Source organism: Pseudoalteromonas sp. SG44-5 (assembly GCF_014164175.1).
GTDB classification, from domain to species: Bacteria; Pseudomonadota; Gammaproteobacteria; order Enterobacterales; family Alteromonadaceae; genus Pseudoalteromonas; species Pseudoalteromonas nigrifaciens.
Genome location: NZ_JACJES010000005.1, coordinates 162,453 through 180,235, shown reverse-complemented (window position 1 = coordinate 180,235; position 17,783 = coordinate 162,453). Strand labels below are relative to the sequence as shown.

The window sequence follows — 17,783 nt, the reverse complement described above, 5'->3', positions numbered from 1 at the left end:
ATACCTCAAAAAATCATACTGGTGTAATTTTACACCAGTATGAAAAACACGCAATTAAACTTTGTTCTTTTTCCTTGAGCCTTAGTGCCCACTCCACTAAAATGGCGCCCTTGTAAATCACTGAGGTCGGTCGTGTTAATTAACTACAATCCCCCAACAGATCCGTATTTAACTATTCTGTATCAGGATGAGGACTTACTCATCGTTAATAAGCCTAGCGAGTTGTTAACCGTGCCAGGTAAAGACCCTAAACATGCCGATTGCTTAATAAGCCGTGTTAACCGAGTTTTTCCTACTGCTAAAATAGTGCACCGTTTAGATATGGCAACGTCGGGCATACTTTGCTTGGCAATGAATAAAGCCGCACACCGCCATGTAAGTATGCAGTTTCAGGAGCGCGAAACCGCCAAGCGCTATATTGCCCGGATATATGGGCAACTTGAGGCGCAAACCGGCTCGGTTGATTTACCGCTTATTTGCGATTGGCCTAATCGCCCCAAGCAAATGGTTGATCACGAAAACGGTAAGCCGTCGCTTACCCACTTTAAAATACTTGAACGTGAACCACATGCAACCCGTGTAGAACTAACCCCTATTACAGGGCGCTCGCACCAGTTGCGTGTACATATGCTAAGCCTAGGCCATCCTATTTTAGGTGATAGGCTTTACGCGCACAAAGAGGCACTCGCTGCGGCGCCGCGCTTGCAATTACATGCACAAATGCTCAGCTTAAAACATCCAACTACTGAGAAAATACTTACATTTGAAGCTGCCCCTGATTTTTAGCGCTAACAATTAATATTAAAGTTTAGCCTGTTACGCTAAACTTTTTTGCTGCTGCGCCGATATCTAAGTAATATTTTTTATTTGAGTTGGTTATGGTATTGGCGCAGTATTTAAAGGTAATTAAACTAAACGTACTGCTAAGCTGTGCGCTACTTTTAACTGTGCAAGTAACTGCAGCAGAGCATATTGCCCCACCCTCGTATGCAAGTATTGAAAATAATGATATTCAACACTTACTTCCCAATGATGAAATAAAGCCTATATTAGCTGGCGATACTGAATTTTTAACCTTATACAGCGAGTATATGAGTGCTGACTTTAGAGGCACTGTAATGCTTATACCTGATTGGCAATCAAGCGCGACCAATAATGCCGGAATGAGCTTTTTACGCAAAGAACTAAATAATTTAGGCTACACTACCTACGTAATGACAGTACCTGATATTAACTGGCAGGCGAGTGAAGTAGCCACTGCTGCAACTAACGAAAACACTGCAACTGAAAGCACCTCAGCTGAAAATATTCTTGCCCAAAGCTCTGACAATGCAAATACAGCTAATCAAAGCACTGATAATGAAAGTGCTGCTGTTGAAAGTGCTACTATTGAGGATACTGGTGTAAACAAAAGTGCTGAGCCACACCATGTTAATGCCATTGAAAAAGTGAGTGACGCGGTACTCGATAACTATAAAGTAAATTTAATCGCCCGCTATGAAGCACTGTATAATACAGCAATGGCAGAGCCGAATAATATTGTAGTAATTGCCCAGGGGATCAGTGCTGGCGTGCTACTTGAACATTATGCGCAATTTCCCGACTCAAGACTTAATGCATTTATAAGTTTAAGCAGTTATTTACCTAACAGTAAACGTAATCAAGACTTAAGCCAAACTTCGTCTTTAATTGCCCCACCATTACTGGATATTTACTACGCTAACGATAACAACGAGATTTTAATGAACCTTAAAAATCGTCAGCGCTGGGTTAACCGCAACGCAAAATTTGATTATCGCCAACGCCAGTTATTTGGTTTGCGCAATCAGCCCGATCAACATGCACGCCTAAGTAAAGAAATAGACGGCTTTTTACGCCGACTTTTTTAAATACTCGTAAGCAGCTTGAATATCTTGGCTTTTTTTGACCGCTAATTCCATCATATGTTTTGGTAAACCTTGCGATACCAATTTATCAGGGTGATGCTGCGCCATCAGTTTTCGATACGCGAGCTTTATTTCTCGCGCTGTTGCCGAGTCATTAAGCCCTAATAATGCCAACGCTTGTGCGCGGTTTATATTATTATTAGGTGGTACATGATGGCCTGAACCTTCACGGTAACTGCCACTTTGCCCTTGTTGCTGTTGTTTATAACGCTGTTGCTGCTGCCTAAAGCTAAACTCTGCTTGGTAACGCTTTAATACAAAAGCAAAGTGCGCTCTAGATACGCCTAACTGTTTACTCACTTCTTGTAAAAGTAGTTTTTCTTGCTCAGCGAGTACACCATCTGAAAATGCCATTTGAATTTGAATTTCTAAAAATAGCTGTAATAAATCATAACGCTTAGCAAAACGTTCTTTAAAGTCTTGTACTGTTTCTTTTAATGAAAAATCATTTTCTTTACCCGACTGAAATGCATGTTGTGCTTCGCGGCGCTCTTCGCCTTGTAGGCCCATTTCGTCCATAAATAACGTTGCCGCTTTAATATGTACTTCGCTAATGCGCCCATTTGATTTAGCAATATGCCCCATAACTGCAAAACAGCTAGAAAAAAACAGCGCTTGACGCTCGTTGACGTCGTCACCTTTAAATAAGTTTGAAAAGCCACCGGCTTTATCAAAATCTTTTTTTAAGCTTTTATCAAACATATGGCCAAGATATAGGCCAAAAATAGCACCAAATATTTTGCCAAACATAAAACCGAAAATAAACCCGAGTATTTTTCCCCACATCTAAATTATTACCTCTATTAAATTTGTCGTTGATTAAGTGCTGATAATCGCTCAGGAGTACCTACATCATCCCATTGGCCTATGTAGAGTTCGGTAGAGACTAAATGTTCAGTTAATTTTTTAGCTAAAATTGGCCCAAGCGGACGAACACCTTGCTCAAAATCGTTAAAAAAATCGGCTTGATATCGGCCAATTCCAGAAAATGTATATTTTTGACTATCACTCGACAAATGACTGAGTGCAAAATCACCGTTAGGATTATGCGGTGGGTTTTCTATCAGAACTATGTGCGCCTCACCCGCTTGTAAATGCAGTTGAGTTAACGCGCTTACGTCGTAATCGGTATATATGTCGCCATTTATAACAATAAAGGTATCGCCTAATAGGGGCAGCGCAGCAATAATGCCACCGGCCGTTTCAAGGCCACCTGCCACTTCTTGGCTATAGCGTATATTTACGCCCCACTTGCTGCCATTGGCAAAATAATCTTTAATTTTATCACCTTGCCACGCAAGGTTTATTACTATTTCGGTAATACCCGCCGCTTTAAGATTAACAATATGATGCTCAATTAATGGCTTACCCGCTACTGCCAACATAGGTTTAGGCATATTTTGCGTTAGTGGCATCATACGTTGTCCGCGCCCGGCCGCTAAAATCATCGCCTTCATGTGCGCTCCTTAGCCAAGCGCTCAACCACTTTAGGAACAATGGTATTTTGTATAAATAAGCCAAGGGCCTGTAGCTCTGAGTAATTAGCAGCTACCTCTACAATGTATGCAAGTGTAGGAAGTATATTAGCCAAATAACCTTTTTTACCATCACGTAAATACAAACGACAAAAAATACCTGCCGCTTTTAAATGGCGCTGTAAACCGGTTAAATCAAACCAATATTTAAATTCATTAAAGGTAACATTAGCAATTAAACCTTGGCGATTAAATTCATCGTATCCGTATTTAACTAAATGAGTTAATTCGCTCTCTGGCAGTTTAAAATAGCAATCGCGTAACAAAGATACCAAGTCGTAACACAACGGCCCGCGTACAGCATCTTGATAATCTATGATCGCCCATTGCTGGTTGCAGCGCATAATATTACGACTATGGTAATCGCGGTGCATGGTAACGCTAGGCTGAGCAAGCATGGTATTACTAAGCAGATCACAGCTTGTTTGCCACAGCATTTGTTGCTCTGCTGTTAGTTCACAATCAATGAAGTCATGCATTAACCACTGGCTGAATATGCCAAGCTCAACAGCTATAAACTTTTTATCATAAGCTTGCATAGCAGCGGCTGCAGGTGTTTTTGCCCACTGTACGCTCAGCTTAATTAATTGCTGGTAATACTCGGTGCGGTGCTCATCATCAAGCATGTCTGCTAGGTGCGTGCTGCCTAAGTCACTTAAAATAAAAAAGCCTTGCTGCTCGTCACTGGCAATAATAGCGGGCAATAAAAATCCTTGCTGCGTAAATACGCTATTAAGCGAGATATACGGCGCATTATTTACTTTAAGCGGATCGGAATCCATCACTATAAAGCTGTTATTAGCACAATTTAAGCGATAATAACGACGAAAACTCGCATCGGCAGTAATTGCCGCTAACGTGCATTGTTGCTCACTAAAGTGAGTATTTATAAAGAGTTGTAAGCGTTCAAAACGTGTCATTTTATAAGCTATCTATTTTTCACTAATTACTTTGCCATTGTTTTCCTTTATTATGTCTACTTGAAATTAATCACAGCGTATAAAGGTCGATAAATGAGCAAAACCTGGGGCATATTGATGCTAAGCGTACTGAGCGCACCATCGCTTGCCGAAACTGAACTGACACACAAGTTTTGTGGCACTTCAATGCAAACCAGAGCTTGGCAACCGCTTCCTGGCTTAAAGCTAGGTATGGTTGATATTCGCGCTAACGACGTAGAGCTTTTAGGCACACAAAGCGCTGAATTTACTGGTAATGTTGATATTAACACCGTTAATATGAGTTTGTCCGCACAAACTGCACTAATCGATAAACAACGCGGTTTACTCAATGCTACTGGGCCAATTACTTATCGCGACAAAATAAGCGAAGTTAACAGCACTGGCCTCAACGCCGATTTAAATAATTCAGCAATCAGCTTACTTGGTGCACAATATAGCCTAACACAACAGCTAGGCAAAGGTGGCGCTGAAAAACTCACCGTTGATGAGTCTGGCTTAATGCTAATGAATGCAAGCTTTACTGCTTGCCCTGGCGAAGTACCTGTGTGGGCCATTGAAGCCGACGAAATTAACCTTTCTCGCGAAGAAGGCTGGGGCGAAACCTATAATGCGGTTTTACGCATCCTAGATACGCCGGTTTTATATTTACCTTATTTTACCTTTCCGCTTGATGAGCGCCGTAAATCTGGGTTACTTACGCCTAGTTTTTCAAGCTCAGATCGCTATGGTTTAGAAACTATTACGCCTTACTACTGGAATATCGCTCCCAATTTAGATGCCACCATTACCCCGCGTTATATGTCGCGTAAAGGTTTACAACTGCAAACTGAATTTAGATATTTAACCCAAGAGCATGAAGGCTTAGTGGGTATTGAATATTTAAATAAAGATGATTCAGACCCCGATCTTGGCGATCGTTATATGTTTCATTGGCAACAAAAAAGCTATTTAGGTGAAAACTGGCGCGCTAATGTTGATATAACAAACGTGAGTGACGACAACTACTTAACTGATTTAGACTCTAATTATGCCAGTAAAACCGATACTCAATTGTACAGAACAGGCTCGCTTACTCATATGGGCGACACTTGGCGTACCGATATTACAGTACAAAACTTTGAAGTACTGGGCGATCACTTAGAGTCTTATACCGCTTTGCCACAAATTAGTTTTACCCAAACCGCACCTTGGCAATACGACAACTTTGATTTTAGTGTATCGGGAGAAGTGAGCCACTTTACTAATAGCTCAGCTATTATTGATCAAGCTACTCGAATACATATTGAGCCAAAAGCTCGCTTTGATTATAAAGAACATGCATGGTCGTTTTTATCAGAAGTAAGCATATTACAAACAAACTACAAACAGCATGGTGATTTAGAAGGTACTCAATACAGCGAAAGCGTATCGCGTACACTGCCAAAAGTACGTTTGTATACACAACTTAATTTTGAGCGCGAAACCTCCTACTTTATTGATGACGGTATTCAAACTTTAGAGCCACAGCTACAATATTTATATACCCCTAATGAAGATCAATCTGATATTGGCTTATTTGATACTGCCAAACTACAAGATGATTTTTTTGGTTTATTTAGAGACACACGCTTTTCAGGTGTTGATAGAATAGCTGCTGCTAACCAATTTACCTTAGGTGCAACGACTCGGTTATTTGACAAAAAACACCAAGAAGTATTTAATTTTAGCGCCGGACAAATATTTTATTTAAGCGATTCAGCCAAACCTACAGAGCAAGGATTAAACTCAGACACCAACTACAATGCCTTGTTTGCAGCACAAACCATGGTACATTGGCATCGTCGCTGGTATTTATCTGCGGGTATTCAGTATGATACTGACGGTAAACAAATTATTCAGTCTAACGTAACGCTCGACTATAAAGGCGACGATAATGAGCTAGTTCAATTGAACCATCGGTATTCAGATGATGTCTCAGGTAATGCAATTGAACAAACAGGCTTATTTACAAGCATTCCAGTGAGCGACGAATGGCAGTTTATTGCAAGCTATCACCGCGACCTTGAAAATAACCGCAGTATCGAAGTGTTAAGCGGACTACAGTATGAATCGTGCTGTTGGGCATTTCAAATTACTGGCCATCGCCAAATTGTTACCGACTTAAATCAGTCTATAGGGCAACAACAGGCGACTTTTGATTCAAGCATTCGTTTGAATTTTGTTTTAAAAGGGTTAGGTAGTAAAAGCCGTTATGATGCTAAAAAATTATTACAACAAGGTATTTTTGGTTATCGTAGACCGTATTTTCTTAATGACTAGGACACTATTTTTAAAGTTAAAGTAGTATTAATTAACGCTAAAAATTGAGTATTCCCTAGGATCACAACAGTACTATTAGCAAGAGTAGTAAAAAGAATATGAATTTAAAAAAATTATTAACATCAGCAGTTTTAAGTATTAGCTTATGCCAAAGCGCATTTGCAGCTCCGGTTGAAATCGACAAAGTTATTGGCATAGTCAACCAAGGAGTTATTTTAAAAAGTGAAGTGGACACCATAGTTAACCGTGTTAAAAAGCAAGCTGAAGAACAGAGTCAGGAGCTTCCTAAAGACGAAACATTACGTGTCCAGGCCGTAGAGCGATTAGTTAACCAAACACTCATGATGCAAATGGCTGAGCGTATGGGGTTAGAGATTTCAGACAGCCAACTAGATCAAACACTTGCAAGTATGGCTAAAGAGCAAGGCGGTAGCGTTGCAGATTTACGTCGTACTATTGAGGGCTCGGGAGAAAGCTTTCAAGCATACCGTGAAGAAATTCGTAAAGAGATCACTACGCAACAAGTTATGCGCGCCAATGTTGATCGCCGTGTTTATGTAAGCGAGCAAGAAGTAGATAACTTACTAAAAATTATGGAAAGCCAAGGTCAAAACGCAGAAGAGTATGACATTGGCCATATTTTAATTGATATTCCTAGTGATGCTAGCGCCGATGAAATTGCGTCAGCTAAAACGCGCGCAGACAAAGTAATTGAATTACTTAATGACGAGCAAGAATTTAAACGCATTGCTATTTCATCATCAAGCGGCTCTCAAGCACTTGAAGGTGGACAACTAGGTTGGATGGGCATTAACGAAATGCCGTCGTTATTTGCTGAAGCCGTAAAAGGTAAAAAGCAAGGCGCTATTATTGGTCCGCTGCGCTCTGGTGCTGGTTTTCATATTATAAAAGTCCAAGATGTTCGTGGTCGTCAAGTTGTAGAAACAACTGAAACTCGCTCACGTCATATTTTAATCAAGCCATCTATTATTTTAAGTGAAGAAAAAGCACGTAGTATGCTTGCCGGTTTTGTAAAAGACTTACGCGCTGATAAAGCCGACTTTGCAAAACTTGCTAAAGAATACTCAGAAGATCCAGGCTCAGCCCTTAAAGGTGGTGAGTACGATTGGGCTGATCCAACTAGCTATGTTCCAGCCTTTAGAGATACTTTATTATCACTTAAGCAAAATGAAATTAGCGAACCATTTAGAAGCCAATTCGGTTGGCATATTGTGCAGTTACTCGATACCCGTGTAGCTGATAAAACCGAGCAAGCTAAACGCAACCGCGCCCATGGCATGCTATTTAATCGTAAATTTAAAGAAGAAAGCTTTAACTGGCAGCAAGAAATGCGCGAACAAGCCCATGTTGAAATTTTCCCAATAGACGAATAACTATGACATTACGTATCGCAATTACCCCTGGTGAGCCTGCGGGCATTGGTCCAGATTTACTGTTAAAACTTGCCCAACAAACTTGGGACGCACAGCTTGTTGCCATTGCCGACGCAAATATGCTTAAGCAACGTGCTAAACATTTAGGCTTAAGTATAAAGCTAATAGAGTTTGACCAGCATGCTGCAGCAACGCCTGCACCAGCAGGAAGCCTTTACCTACATCAAGTAGATGTAGCTGAGCCTGTAGAGCTAGGTGTGCTTAACGATGCTAATGGCCAATACGTATTAGACACTTTGCGTATTGCCAGTGAAAAAAACATGGATGGCACTTTTGCAGCAGTTGTTACCGGCCCTGTACATAAAGGTATTATTAATAAAGCCGGTATTTCGTTTAGTGGCCACACCGAGTATTTTGCACAACAGTCGAATACCGCAGATGTAGTAATGATGCTTGCTACGCAAGGCCTAAGAGTAGCGCTGGTAACGACGCATATTCCGCTTGCCTATGTATCGCGTGCTATTACAGAGGATCGGCTAATCAAAGTAGCGAGTATTTTAAACCACGACTTACAAACTAAGTTTGGTATAGAAAAGCCGCGTATTTTAGTCTGTGGTTTAAATCCTCATGCTGGTGAAGATGGCCATTTAGGCCGTGAAGAAATAGATACCATTATTCCAACACTTGAAATACTTAACAACCAAGGTATGAACCTGATTGGTCCACTCCCTGCCGACACTTTATTTCAAGATAAATACCTAAATGAAGCCGATGCCGTATTAGCTATGTATCACGATCAGGGGCTACCTGTGCTAAAATACAAGGGATTTGGTAACTCGGTAAATATTACCTTAGGTTTACCATTTATCCGCACCTCAGTAGATCATGGTACTGCTCTGGATTTGGCAGGCAAAGGTACTGCTGATGTTGGCAGTTTTGAATTAGCGATCCGCGAAGCAATTAAGCTCGCCCAAGAAAAAGCACAAAATCAATGACCGATAAAGTACATTTAGGACACCGCGCCCGTAAACGTTTTGGACAAAACTTTTTATTTGATGACATGATCATCGGTAAAATAGTGAGCGCAATCGATCCTAAACCAGAAGATAACCTAGTAGAGATTGGTCCAGGCCTTGGCGCAATTACTGAACCGGTAGCCGAATTAAGCGGCCATTTAACGGTTGTAGAATTAGATAAAGATTTGGCACAGCGTTTAATTGAACACCCATTTTTGGGACCTAAATTAACCGTAAACCAAGGCGATGCAATGACCTTTGATTTTGCAAGCTTGGTGAGAGATGACAAAAAACTAAAAGTGTTTGGTAACTTACCGTATAACATTTCGACTCCGTTATTATTTCATCTTTTTGAATTTGCAGACAATATTGAGCACATGCACTTTATGCTGCAAAAAGAAGTAGTAAAACGCATGGTTGCAGGCCCGGGGAGCAAAACCTTTGGTCGTTTAAGCGTAATGACTCAGTACTACTGTAATGCAATGCCGGTTATAGAAGTACCGCCTGAGTGCTTTAAACCTGCGCCTAAAGTTGATTCGGCGGTTATTCGCTTAATCCCTAAAAAGCCTGAACAACGCACTGCAAAAAGCGTGAAAATTTTAAATAACGTTTGCCTAGAAGCCTTTAACCAGCGTCGTAAAACACTACGCAATAGTTTAAGCAACTTACTAACTGCAGATGAGCTAACCAGCATTGGCATAGATGTTACTTTGCGTGCTGAGCGCTTATCGTTACAACAATTTATTGACATAGCAAATTGGATTTATGACAACAAGCAGTAATATTGGATCGCCTGTAAAGGTATCTGTTGAAACATTTTATGTAGAAGAGCAGTCGCAACCTGAACTCGAAAAGTTTGTATTTGCTTATTCTGTAACCATTAAAAACCACAGTTTGTGTAGCGCTAAATTACTGAGCCGTTATTGGTTAATTACCGATGCAAATGGCAAAGAAATTGAAGTACAAGGCGAAGGTGTGGTCGGCGAAAACCCGGTTATAGCACCCGGCGAAAGTTATAAATATACCAGTGGGGCAATACTAGATACCCCTGTAGGTACTATGCAAGGGCATTATACGTTACGTAACGAGTTTGGCACTGAGTTTAAAGCGCCTATTAACGTGTTTCGTTTAGCCTGCCCTAACATACTGCACTAGTACACTATAAGCATGGCTGACTACGCAATAGGTGATTTGCAAGGCTGCTTTAACGAGTTTAACGCGTTACTCCAACGCGTTAACTTTAATCCAAGTAAAGATCATCTCTACTTGGTGGGCGATATAGTCGCTCGAGGCCCTGACTCACTAGCCTGTTTAGAGTACTTATACAAACACCAAAATAGCATTACAGTTACGCTAGGCAATCATGACTTACACCTGATTGCCTGCTATCTACTTAATAAACCACCCAACCCTAATGATAAATTAGCAGCTGTATTCAATAGCACTAAACTCCCCCACTATATTGCATTTTTACAAACTCAGCCTTTGGCACTTTACCTTAAGCAGTACAATAGCTTTATATCCCATGCTGGGCTCAACCCTGACTGGTCGATAGCACAAGCCTTACAACATGCTCAGTTTGCTCAGCATTGTTACAGCTCGCCTAAAGCGCATGACTTTTTTGCAAACATGTACCAACCTCACCCCATTAATAACCCTAATGAACTTAATAACTATGAAAAGTTTAGATACATAGTTAACTACTTTACCCGTATGCGATTTTTAACTGCCGATAACCAACTCGACTTAAGTGCAAAAGGAGAAGTAACAAGTGGCAATAACTTAACCCCTTGGTTTATGCATCCAGCAATAACAACGGCTAAACAAACGCTTATTTTTGGCCACTGGGCAGCATTAAATGGTAAAACACCTCATAATCATTTATTAGCCTTAGACACCGGATGTGTTTGGGGAGGCGCCATGACCTTAATAGAATTAAAAAGCAAACAAAAAACTGTAGAAAAATCACAACTTTCGTCTAAATAAACTGAAATAAAGTAATACATCTGTTAAGTTTAATGTCGCATGTTGAAACTTTGTAACTACAACCTGTTCACATTAAGTTGGCATTATATTTAATAGCAAAAATAGCACTCCTATAATTAGAGCTACGCATGGCCATTGCTTAATTAAAAATAATCAACACAGATTAAACAATTAAAATTAACTTTAATTACTTAACTTATTGCAATACAAGCCGATAAGTTTTAACTGATATACTTTAGAATGGAAATCCGTATGAATTTAACAGTGAGTCAGCGTATTTGGGGTGGATTTATTTTCATCACTCTACTGCTTTTAATAATTGGCGGTAACTCTTTAATAAAAATAGCAAATATTGATCGCTCCACCCAAAAAGTAAATCAGTTGTCGCTGCCCGCTTTAAATAAAAGCGCTGAATTACAAGCCGAGTTTATTTTAATGAGCAAAGCTGCTCAAGCTAGTTTTTATACCTCTTCTGCAGAGCAACTAGAACCAATAAAAAACCAAGTGCTCGAACAAAAGCAGTTATTCAATACGCTGCATAGTGAATTACAAGAAGTGGTTAAAAACGATCCACTATTGAGTAAAAGTAGCCAACAAGTTGAAACAACCTATTTAAGTTTTTTAAGCACGGTAGAAGGCTTACTTGCCGACAAAGCTAAACAGCTAGCACTGAATAAAATGTTAAAAGCGCAACTAGAAAGCATAGAGCTTGCCGCCGAAGATGCAAACTCAATTGTACTCGATATTATTGATATAAACGGCTTAGAGCAAAGTAACCCACGCGCTTACCAGGCTGCTAATAATCTTGAAAACAATTTTATGTCTGTAGTAAGCAACAGTACCGACATGCTAACGGTTAAAACGCTTAATACCTTAGATATTGTAAAAAATGAACAAGTATACTACTTCGAAGAAGTGACCCGCACCATAGCGCTAATTAAACCAGCCATAGAGCAAAGCCATAGTGGTTTATACAATAGTCTAAAAGAATACGTAGACACGCTAGAGAGCAACATTGTAGGTAACAATAGCCTTGCTGCGAATAAAAAACGCTTAATCGATGCAATTAGCCTTACTGAACGTGAACTTGCAGAGTCTGAGCAAGCAACTAAAACAGCGCTAAATCAAATTGACGTACTTGTAAAACAAGCCAGCGATGTTGCTTTTTCATTGCAAAAAGGGGTGCGCAGCGACGTAGATTCTGCAAACTTGTGGACTTGGATAGGCATGATAATAGCCACCATAATTGCAATTATCGTGGCAGTCGTTACAGTTAATCGTATTACTAAACCACTGGCTGAAGTTAACCGCATTTTAGATATTGTAGCAAGTGGCGATATGACACAGCGCTTAGATGACAGTGCCAAAGATGAGTTTGGTGAGCTATCTAAAAGCTGTAACACCTTAATTGATAGCCTTCGCAGTTTAATTAAAGGCATTATTTCACGCTCAACTCAGCTTGCAGCTGCATCAGAGCAAACCTCAACAATTACTGGCGAATCAAGTAAAGCAATTCGTAATCAGCAAGCACAAGTTGAACAGGCAGCTACAGCAACAACAGAAATGAGTAGTACATCACAAACGGTAAGTAATAGCGCTCAACAGGCGTTACATGAGATTAAAAATGCCGATAAAGAAGCCGAGCGCGTTAAAGACATTTCAAATCAAAATAAAGCCACTATTGAGCAACTAGCTTACGAAGTTGATGAAGCGTCGAATGTTATTAATAAGCTCCACAAAGACAGCGCATCGATTGGCAGTATATTAGATGTGATTCGCGGTATTGCTGATCAAACAAACTTATTGGCATTAAATGCCGCGATTGAAGCAGCGCGTGCAGGTGAGTATGGGCGAGGCTTTGCTGTAGTAGCAGATGAAGTACGTTCTCTGGCAAGTAAAACACAAGAATCAACCCAAGAGATTCAATCTATGATTGAGTCACTACAAAGCGGTGCAGAAGCCGCTGTATCGGCTATGGAAAAAGGTAAACAACAAGCCGTGTCGTGTGTTAAGCAAAGCGATTTAGCAAGCAGCGCTCTCGACTCGATTACTTTAGCCGTATCGCAAGCGCATAACGTGAGTGAAGAAATATCAACGGCAGCGCAAGAGCAACAACAAGTATCACAAGAAATAAGTGAACGCTTAGAGTCCATTGTTGCTATAGCCGAGCAAACCGCTGAGGGCGCAATACAAACGACCATATCAAGTTCAGAAGTAGCAAAACTAGCAGAAGAACTTAGGTTATCAGTAGAAAACTTTAAGGTTTAATTACTGCTATAAACATTTATAAAAAGGGGAAGTAATTTATTACTTCCCCTTTTTTTATTAAATTTTGCTTATTGCTTGATTACTCACGCTAATTTCTATTTGTTTGTTAAGCAAATTAATGAACAAAATACTGCGCATATCGCCATCAGGCTCTTTATAAATAGCGTCAATATTTTTAAATGACTCATTGTTTACACTCACCAAGTCACCGTTTTTAGGAACTTGCGATTCATGTGAGTGCGAACGCTCTGCTTTAAGCTGATTAATTAACTCAACGGGCACACGCTGATATGCAGCACCATAAGTTACAAAGCCACTTACTCCGCGGGTATTTTTTACCGCAAAAAAGTTACCATTTTCAGCTTCTAAACACACAAATACATAACCAGGAAATAAAGCAGACTGCTTAACAGTGCGGCGTCCTTTAACTAACTTTTCAGTAGTTAACTTTGGAAAAAATGACGCTATTCCTTGGTTTTTTAAATTAACCTGCGCACGCTCTTCTTGGCGAGGTTTACATACAACTAAATACCAACTTTCCATGGCAATTCCTACAGCCTGAGTTGAAGATAAGACAACCATAAACTAAATGAGCGCAGCATTATACTCCTATGCAAACCTTTATGTAAAATAGCCCCACAGTAAATAAGTACTCACTTAGAAAAAGTGATTTAATACGCTGATAATCAAACGAGTAGGTTTTAATTGAGGGGTAAGCGCTGATATATTACAGCTATTAGAAGCAAGCTCTAAGCTAAAGCTAAGGGCAATATTAAACAATTAAGCTATTATTTTACGTAAAACAAAAACAAAAAACCCAGCATAAGCTGGGTTTTTACATTCTAATAGAAAACTAAAATTACTTAATTTTAGCTTCTTTAAAAAGAACATGTTTACGAATCTTTGGATCAAACTTTTTGATTTCCATCTTCTCAGGCATGTTACGTTTGTTCTTGTCGGTAGTGTAGAAAAAACCAGTACCGGCAGTTGAAACTAAACGGATTTTATCGCGCATGATTCAGATCCTTAAACTTTTACGCCGCGAGCACGGATTTCTGTAAGAACCGTGTCGATGCCTTTTTTATCGATAATACGCATACCTTTAGTAGTAGTGCGTAATGTTACAAAACGTTTTTCACTTTCAACCCAAAAACGGTGTGTTTGTAGGTTAGGTAGGAAACGACGTTTAGTCGCGTTTCTCGCGTGTGAACGGTGATTACCAACCGCAGGACGCTTACCTGTAACTTGACATACTTTAGCCATGTCTATATATCTCCAATAACTTAGCTCGAGCTTAATTTTCCCTAAGGCCATGTAGTTGTGCCCTAGAGATAAATCGAAGGGCGCTCTTTATACAGCTTTTACAGGCGAAGATCAAATAACTGATCTCATCCAATCAGCTCATGTGCAAATTTGATAGCGGCTAATTATAAAGATCGAAAGCCCATAGGGAAAGTAAAAAGTGCATTTAAATTAAACTAATTTGCCAAAACACACTAAACTGCTCGTTTTTAGTACTCTTCTGTAAAAGTAAAGCTAAATAAGACCTCGTTCAGCAAAAGAAACACAGGTTTCTCCTCCAACAATAATATGATCCAGCACATTTATATCTACCAATTGCAGTGCTTGTTGCAATTTATTAGTAATAAGTTTGTCGGCCTGACTCGGTTCGGCAATCCCGCTTGGGTGATTATGCGCAAAAATAACCACTGCTGCATTATTTTTAAGTGCCGCTTTTACCACTTCTCGTGGATATACACTGGCAGAATTAATGGTGCCATAAAAAAGTATTTCATCTTTAATTAAGCGATTTTGACTATCAAGATACAGCACCATAAATACCTCCTGCTGCAAACCACGCATTTGCAAGGTTAAATAATCATATACAGCGTTTGGCGAGTTAAATATAGCATCGCGCTGGCAACGCTCCTGCATATAACGCTGGCTGAGCTCAAGCACCGCTTGCAACTGCACATACTTAGCTGTACCTAACCCTTTTTGCGCACAAAACTCTTCCATACTGGCATTAAATAAATTGTGTAGCGTTTTGTTTTCATTAAGTAAATGTTGGGCAAGCTCAATCACATTCATACCCGGCAAACCGGTGCGTAAAAATATGGCAAGCAATTCAGCATCACTGAGCGCTTTTGCGCCTTTTTCGATTAGCTTTTCGCGGGGACGCTGCGAATTAGGAAGTGAGGTTAGTTGCATTATTCATCCTTGATAAATCGGCTTATATATTAACTGTAATGCAAATTTGAAAATTAGCCTGTTATTTTCATCTTAAAAGCTTAGCTGTACGGGTCAAGATTTGTTATTTTAGCCCTAATATTAAATAAGGCTGATGGACAACCATGATTAATTTAACTAATAAAAAAATAGTGCTGGGAATTAGCGGCGGTATAGCGGCCTATAAATGCGCAGAACTGGTTAGACGCTTAAAAGAGCATGGTTGTAGTGTTAAAGTAGTTATGACTGAATCAGCAAAACATTTTATAACCCCCTTAACTATGCAAGCTGTGAGCGGTGAAATGGTTGCAGACTCCTTACTCGACCCTTCTGCAGAAGCTGCTATGGGCCATATTGAGTTTGCCAAGTGGGCCGATTTAATTTTAGTTGCCCCAGCCACCAGCAACATTATTGCTAAAATGGCGGCGGGCATTGCCGATGACTTACTCACTACCTTATTACTTGCAACTCCGGCTAAAGTCGCTATCGCACCGGCTATGAATCAGCAAATGTATGCTCACCCTGCTACACAAGCTAATTTAGCCACACTTAAAGCACGTAACGTGCTTATTTGGGGCCCAGGAAAGGGTGAGCAAGCTTGTGGCGATGTAGGCGCTGGGCGCATGCTAGAGCCTCATGAGCTAGTTGCTTTATGTATTGCAAAAGAGCAACCTCAGTTACTTGCAGGTAAAACCATTACCATAACTGCAGGCCCGACCCGAGAAGCCATTGACCCGGTACGTTTTATATCTAATCACAGCTCAGGAAAAATGGGCTACGCACTTGCTGAGGCCGCTTTATTACTTGGCGCTAAAGTTAATTTAATTTCAGGCCCGGTGACTATAAAAGCCCCTACTGGCGTAAATTTGATCAACATAGAAAGCGCCGAGCAGCTATTAAACGAATCACTCAACTACGCACCGCGTTCAGATGCGTTTATTGGCTGCGCCGCTGTTGCCGACTACCGCGCAGCAACGGTTGCAGCACAAAAAATGAAAAAGCAAGGCGACGAGCTTACTCTTACTTTAGTTAAAAACCCGGATGTAATTGCACACGTAGCTAATTTACAGCAAAACCGCCCTTACACTGTTGGTTTTGCCGCAGAAACACAAAATGTAGCAAACTACGCAAAAGGCAAATTAAAAAATAAAAACCTGGATATGATTTGCGCTAACGATGTATCACAAAGTGATCTTGGGTTTAACGCTGACAATAATGCGCTAACCCTGTACTGGCATAATGAACAGCTTGAATTACCAACAAATAGCAAAACAGCAATTGCGCTAACAGTGATCCAACAGCTCGCTCAGAGAATATAAAAGAGCTGGAAACAAACTGAATAAAACATTAACATGCTAAACACGCGTTTACTTTTAAGAGTTTAAATTTGTTTAATTCTAAATATAAACGCGCCTTAAACATTTGAATCAAAATGACTAGCTCCTGCTAAAAGATAACTAATAAAAAAGGAATGTTCATGCCTGCGACAAAAAGAAGTAATCGCAAAGAGCAAATACTGCAAGCACTTGCACAAATGTTAGAAACCAGTCCCGGCCAGCGTATTACCACAGCAAAGCTAGCCGCTGAGGTTGGTGTATCGGAAGCAGCGTTGTATCGTCATTTTCCTAGTAAAGCACGTATGTTTGAGGGCTTAATAGAATTTATTGAAGACACGCTTTTATCTCGTATAAATCTTATTTTAGAAAACGAAAAAGAAAGCCAAGCCCGCGTTTATAATATTTTGCATTTACTACTAACGTTTGCTGAAAAGAACCCTGGTATTACCCGTATTTTAACCGGCGACGCATTGCAAGGTGAGCAAGAGCGGTTACGTGAACGAGTGCAAAGTTTCTTTGAAAAACTTGAGACCCAATTTAAACAAGTGCTGCGCGAGAGAAAGCTGCGTGAAGGTAAAAACTTTCAAAGTGACGAGCTAACCCTAGCCAACTTTTTACTTGCCTATGTTGAAGGTAAAATGAATCAGTTTGTACGCAGTAATTTTAGTACTAAGCCAAGCGCACAATTTGAAAAACAATGGCCGGAGCTACAAAAAATCTGGTTATAAATTCCAAATTCAACACACTTAACCTTGTGAGCCACGCTTGCAAGGTTTTTAAATTTTCACCTTCAGCCTTTCAACTCTGCTTTA

Annotated in this window: 18 protein-coding genes; 11 read left to right on the top strand and 7 right to left on the bottom strand. The window is 40.1% G+C overall.

Features of this window, described 5'->3' with window-relative positions; genetic code table 11:
• Nucleotides 1-132 precede the first annotated feature (132 nt).
• Both rluA and H5079_RS08475 read left to right on the top strand, forming a co-directional pair.
• Nucleotides 133-786 carry a bifunctional tRNA pseudouridine(32) synthase/23S rRNA pseudouridine(746) synthase RluA gene (gene rluA / locus H5079_RS08480; RefSeq protein ID WP_182683899.1) on the top strand — a complete coding sequence of 218 codons (654 nt, stop codon included), beginning with the start codon at nucleotides 133-135 and terminating at the stop codon, nucleotides 784-786.
• A gap of 92 nt (nucleotides 787-878) precedes the next feature.
• Nucleotides 879-1,889 carry a DUF3530 family protein gene (locus tag H5079_RS08475; protein WP_182683898.1) on the top strand — a complete coding sequence of 337 codons (1,011 nt, stop codon included), beginning with the start codon at nucleotides 879-881 and terminating at the stop codon, nucleotides 1,887-1,889.
• Here H5079_RS08475 and djlA read toward each other — a convergent pair.
• Genes djlA through H5079_RS08460 form a run of 3 tightly spaced genes read right to left on the bottom strand, consistent with a single transcriptional unit; the run spans nucleotide 1,872 to nucleotide 4,401 of the window.
• Nucleotides 1,872-2,732 carry a co-chaperone DjlA gene (gene djlA, locus H5079_RS08470; protein WP_182683897.1) on the bottom strand — a complete coding sequence of 287 codons (861 nt, stop codon included), beginning with the start codon at nucleotides 2,730-2,732 and terminating at the stop codon, nucleotides 1,872-1,874. The genes H5079_RS08475 and djlA overlap by 18 nt on opposite strands.
• A 17-nt stretch (nucleotides 2,733-2,749) precedes the next feature.
• Nucleotides 2,750-3,403: an N-acetylmuramate alpha-1-phosphate uridylyltransferase MurU gene (gene murU / locus H5079_RS08465; RefSeq protein WP_058374205.1), complete on the bottom strand. Its 654-nt coding sequence runs from the start codon at nucleotides 3,401-3,403 to the stop codon at nucleotides 2,750-2,752.
• A complete protein-coding gene (locus H5079_RS08460; protein ID WP_182683896.1) occupies nucleotides 3,400-4,401 on the bottom strand; it encodes an aminoglycoside phosphotransferase family protein in 1,002 nt (333 codons plus the stop codon). The genes murU and H5079_RS08460 overlap by 4 nt, the downstream gene beginning before the upstream one ends.
• 93 nt (nucleotides 4,402-4,494) lie before the next feature.
• On the opposite strand from H5079_RS08460, the gene lptD reads away from it, so the two are divergent.
• The 7 genes from lptD to H5079_RS08425 all read left to right on the top strand — a co-directional run bounded on the left by lptD (nucleotide 4,495) and on the right by H5079_RS08425 (nucleotide 13,405).
• On the top strand, nucleotides 4,495-6,741 hold the full coding sequence (gene lptD / locus H5079_RS08455) for an LPS assembly protein LptD (protein WP_041454580.1): 2,247 nt from the start codon (nucleotides 4,495-4,497) through the stop codon (nucleotides 6,739-6,741).
• A 98-nt stretch (nucleotides 6,742-6,839) separates the two neighbouring features.
• Nucleotides 6,840-8,135 (top strand): peptidylprolyl isomerase SurA, encoded by a 1,296-nt coding sequence (surA, locus tag H5079_RS08450; RefSeq protein ID WP_182683895.1) that lies wholly within the window; start codon nucleotides 6,840-6,842, stop codon nucleotides 8,133-8,135.
• Nucleotides 8,136-8,137: 2 nt separating this feature from the next.
• Nucleotides 8,138-9,130: a 4-hydroxythreonine-4-phosphate dehydrogenase PdxA gene (gene pdxA, locus H5079_RS08445; protein WP_011329282.1), complete on the top strand. Its 993-nt coding sequence runs from the start codon at nucleotides 8,138-8,140 to the stop codon at nucleotides 9,128-9,130.
• Nucleotides 9,127-9,933: a 16S rRNA (adenine(1518)-N(6)/adenine(1519)-N(6))-dimethyltransferase RsmA gene (gene rsmA, locus H5079_RS08440; protein ID WP_011329283.1), complete on the top strand. Its 807-nt coding sequence runs from the start codon at nucleotides 9,127-9,129 to the stop codon at nucleotides 9,931-9,933. Before pdxA ends, rsmA begins: the two co-directional genes overlap by 4 nt.
• The gene (apaG, locus tag H5079_RS08435; protein WP_011329284.1) at nucleotides 9,917-10,306 is read left to right on the top strand and encodes a Co2+/Mg2+ efflux protein ApaG; all 390 of its coding nucleotides are present in this window, start codon (nucleotides 9,917-9,919) and stop codon (nucleotides 10,304-10,306) included. The genes rsmA and apaG overlap by 17 nt, the downstream gene beginning before the upstream one ends.
• A 12-nt stretch (nucleotides 10,307-10,318) precedes the next feature.
• Nucleotides 10,319-11,137: a symmetrical bis(5'-nucleosyl)-tetraphosphatase gene (locus tag H5079_RS08430; protein ID WP_089368769.1), complete on the top strand. Its 819-nt coding sequence runs from the start codon at nucleotides 10,319-10,321 to the stop codon at nucleotides 11,135-11,137.
• A 252-nt stretch (nucleotides 11,138-11,389) separates the two neighbouring features.
• Nucleotides 11,390-13,405, top strand: a complete 2,016-nt coding sequence (locus H5079_RS08425) for a methyl-accepting chemotaxis protein (protein ID WP_089368770.1) — start codon at nucleotides 11,390-11,392, stop codon at nucleotides 13,403-13,405.
• Nucleotides 13,406-13,462: 57 nt separating this feature from the next.
• Here the strand turns inward: H5079_RS08425 and rfaH are convergent, their stop codons facing one another.
• The 4 genes from rfaH to radC all read right to left on the bottom strand — a co-directional run bounded on the left by rfaH (nucleotide 13,463) and on the right by radC (nucleotide 15,616).
• Nucleotides 13,463-13,948 carry a transcription/translation regulatory transformer protein RfaH gene (gene rfaH / locus H5079_RS08420; RefSeq protein WP_011329287.1) on the bottom strand — a complete coding sequence of 162 codons (486 nt, stop codon included), beginning with the start codon at nucleotides 13,946-13,948 and terminating at the stop codon, nucleotides 13,463-13,465.
• Nucleotides 13,949-14,264: 316 nt separating this feature from the next.
• Nucleotides 14,265-14,420: a 50S ribosomal protein L33 gene (gene rpmG, locus H5079_RS08415; RefSeq protein WP_004335545.1), complete on the bottom strand. Its 156-nt coding sequence runs from the start codon at nucleotides 14,418-14,420 to the stop codon at nucleotides 14,265-14,267.
• An 11-nt stretch (nucleotides 14,421-14,431) separates the two neighbouring features.
• Nucleotides 14,432-14,668: a 50S ribosomal protein L28 gene (rpmB, locus tag H5079_RS08410; RefSeq protein ID WP_041454777.1), complete on the bottom strand. Its 237-nt coding sequence runs from the start codon at nucleotides 14,666-14,668 to the stop codon at nucleotides 14,432-14,434.
• A gap of 273 nt (nucleotides 14,669-14,941) precedes the next feature.
• Nucleotides 14,942-15,616 carry a DNA repair protein RadC gene (gene radC, locus H5079_RS08405; protein ID WP_182683894.1) on the bottom strand — a complete coding sequence of 225 codons (675 nt, stop codon included), beginning with the start codon at nucleotides 15,614-15,616 and terminating at the stop codon, nucleotides 14,942-14,944.
• 143 nt (nucleotides 15,617-15,759) lie between these two features.
• Here radC and coaBC point away from each other — a divergent pair, with 143 nt between their 5' ends.
• Together coaBC and slmA are read left to right on the top strand one after the other, a co-directional pair.
• Nucleotides 15,760-16,953, top strand: a complete 1,194-nt coding sequence (gene coaBC / locus H5079_RS08400) for a bifunctional phosphopantothenoylcysteine decarboxylase/phosphopantothenate--cysteine ligase CoaBC (RefSeq protein ID WP_011329291.1) — start codon at nucleotides 15,760-15,762, stop codon at nucleotides 16,951-16,953.
• A 158-nt stretch (nucleotides 16,954-17,111) separates the two neighbouring features.
• Entirely contained in the window at nucleotides 17,112-17,699 is a 588-nt protein-coding gene (gene slmA, locus H5079_RS08395) for a nucleoid occlusion factor SlmA (RefSeq protein ID WP_011329292.1), read from the top strand.
• The last annotated feature ends 84 nt before the right edge of the window (nucleotides 17,700-17,783 follow it).

Bases quoted from the DNA above. Each gene is read 5' to 3' on its own strand.
- H5079_RS08475 (WP_182683898.1), top strand. From the start codon at position 879: ATGGTATTGGCGCAGTATTTAAAGGTAATTAAACTAAACGTACTGCTA.
- djlA (WP_182683897.1), bottom strand. From the start codon at position 2,732: ATGTGGGGAAAAATACTCGGGTTTATTTTCGGTTTTATGTTTGGCAAA.
- murU (WP_058374205.1), bottom strand. From the start codon at position 3,403: ATGAAGGCGATGATTTTAGCGGCCGGGCGCGGACAACGTATGATGCCA.
- H5079_RS08460 (WP_182683896.1), bottom strand. From the start codon at position 4,401: ATGACACGTTTTGAACGCTTACAACTCTTTATAAATACTCACTTTAGT.
- lptD (WP_041454580.1), top strand. From the start codon at position 4,495: ATGAGCAAAACCTGGGGCATATTGATGCTAAGCGTACTGAGCGCACCA.
- surA (WP_182683895.1), top strand. From the start codon at position 6,840: ATGAATTTAAAAAAATTATTAACATCAGCAGTTTTAAGTATTAGCTTA.
- pdxA (WP_011329282.1), top strand. From the start codon at position 8,138: ATGACATTACGTATCGCAATTACCCCTGGTGAGCCTGCGGGCATTGGT.
- rsmA (WP_011329283.1), top strand. From the start codon at position 9,127: ATGACCGATAAAGTACATTTAGGACACCGCGCCCGTAAACGTTTTGGA.
- apaG (WP_011329284.1), top strand. From the start codon at position 9,917: ATGACAACAAGCAGTAATATTGGATCGCCTGTAAAGGTATCTGTTGAA.
- H5079_RS08430 (WP_089368769.1), top strand. From the start codon at position 10,319: ATGGCTGACTACGCAATAGGTGATTTGCAAGGCTGCTTTAACGAGTTT.
- H5079_RS08425 (WP_089368770.1), top strand. From the start codon at position 11,390: ATGAATTTAACAGTGAGTCAGCGTATTTGGGGTGGATTTATTTTCATC.
- rfaH (WP_011329287.1), bottom strand. From the start codon at position 13,948: ATGGAAAGTTGGTATTTAGTTGTATGTAAACCTCGCCAAGAAGAGCGT.
- rpmG (WP_004335545.1), bottom strand. From the start codon at position 14,420: ATGCGCGATAAAATCCGTTTAGTTTCAACTGCCGGTACTGGTTTTTTC.
- rpmB (WP_041454777.1), bottom strand. From the start codon at position 14,668: ATGGCTAAAGTATGTCAAGTTACAGGTAAGCGTCCTGCGGTTGGTAAT.
- radC (WP_182683894.1), bottom strand. From the start codon at position 15,616: ATGCAACTAACCTCACTTCCTAATTCGCAGCGTCCCCGCGAAAAGCTA.
- coaBC (WP_011329291.1), top strand. From the start codon at position 15,760: ATGATTAATTTAACTAATAAAAAAATAGTGCTGGGAATTAGCGGCGGT.
- slmA (WP_011329292.1), top strand. From the start codon at position 17,112: ATGCCTGCGACAAAAAGAAGTAATCGCAAAGAGCAAATACTGCAAGCA.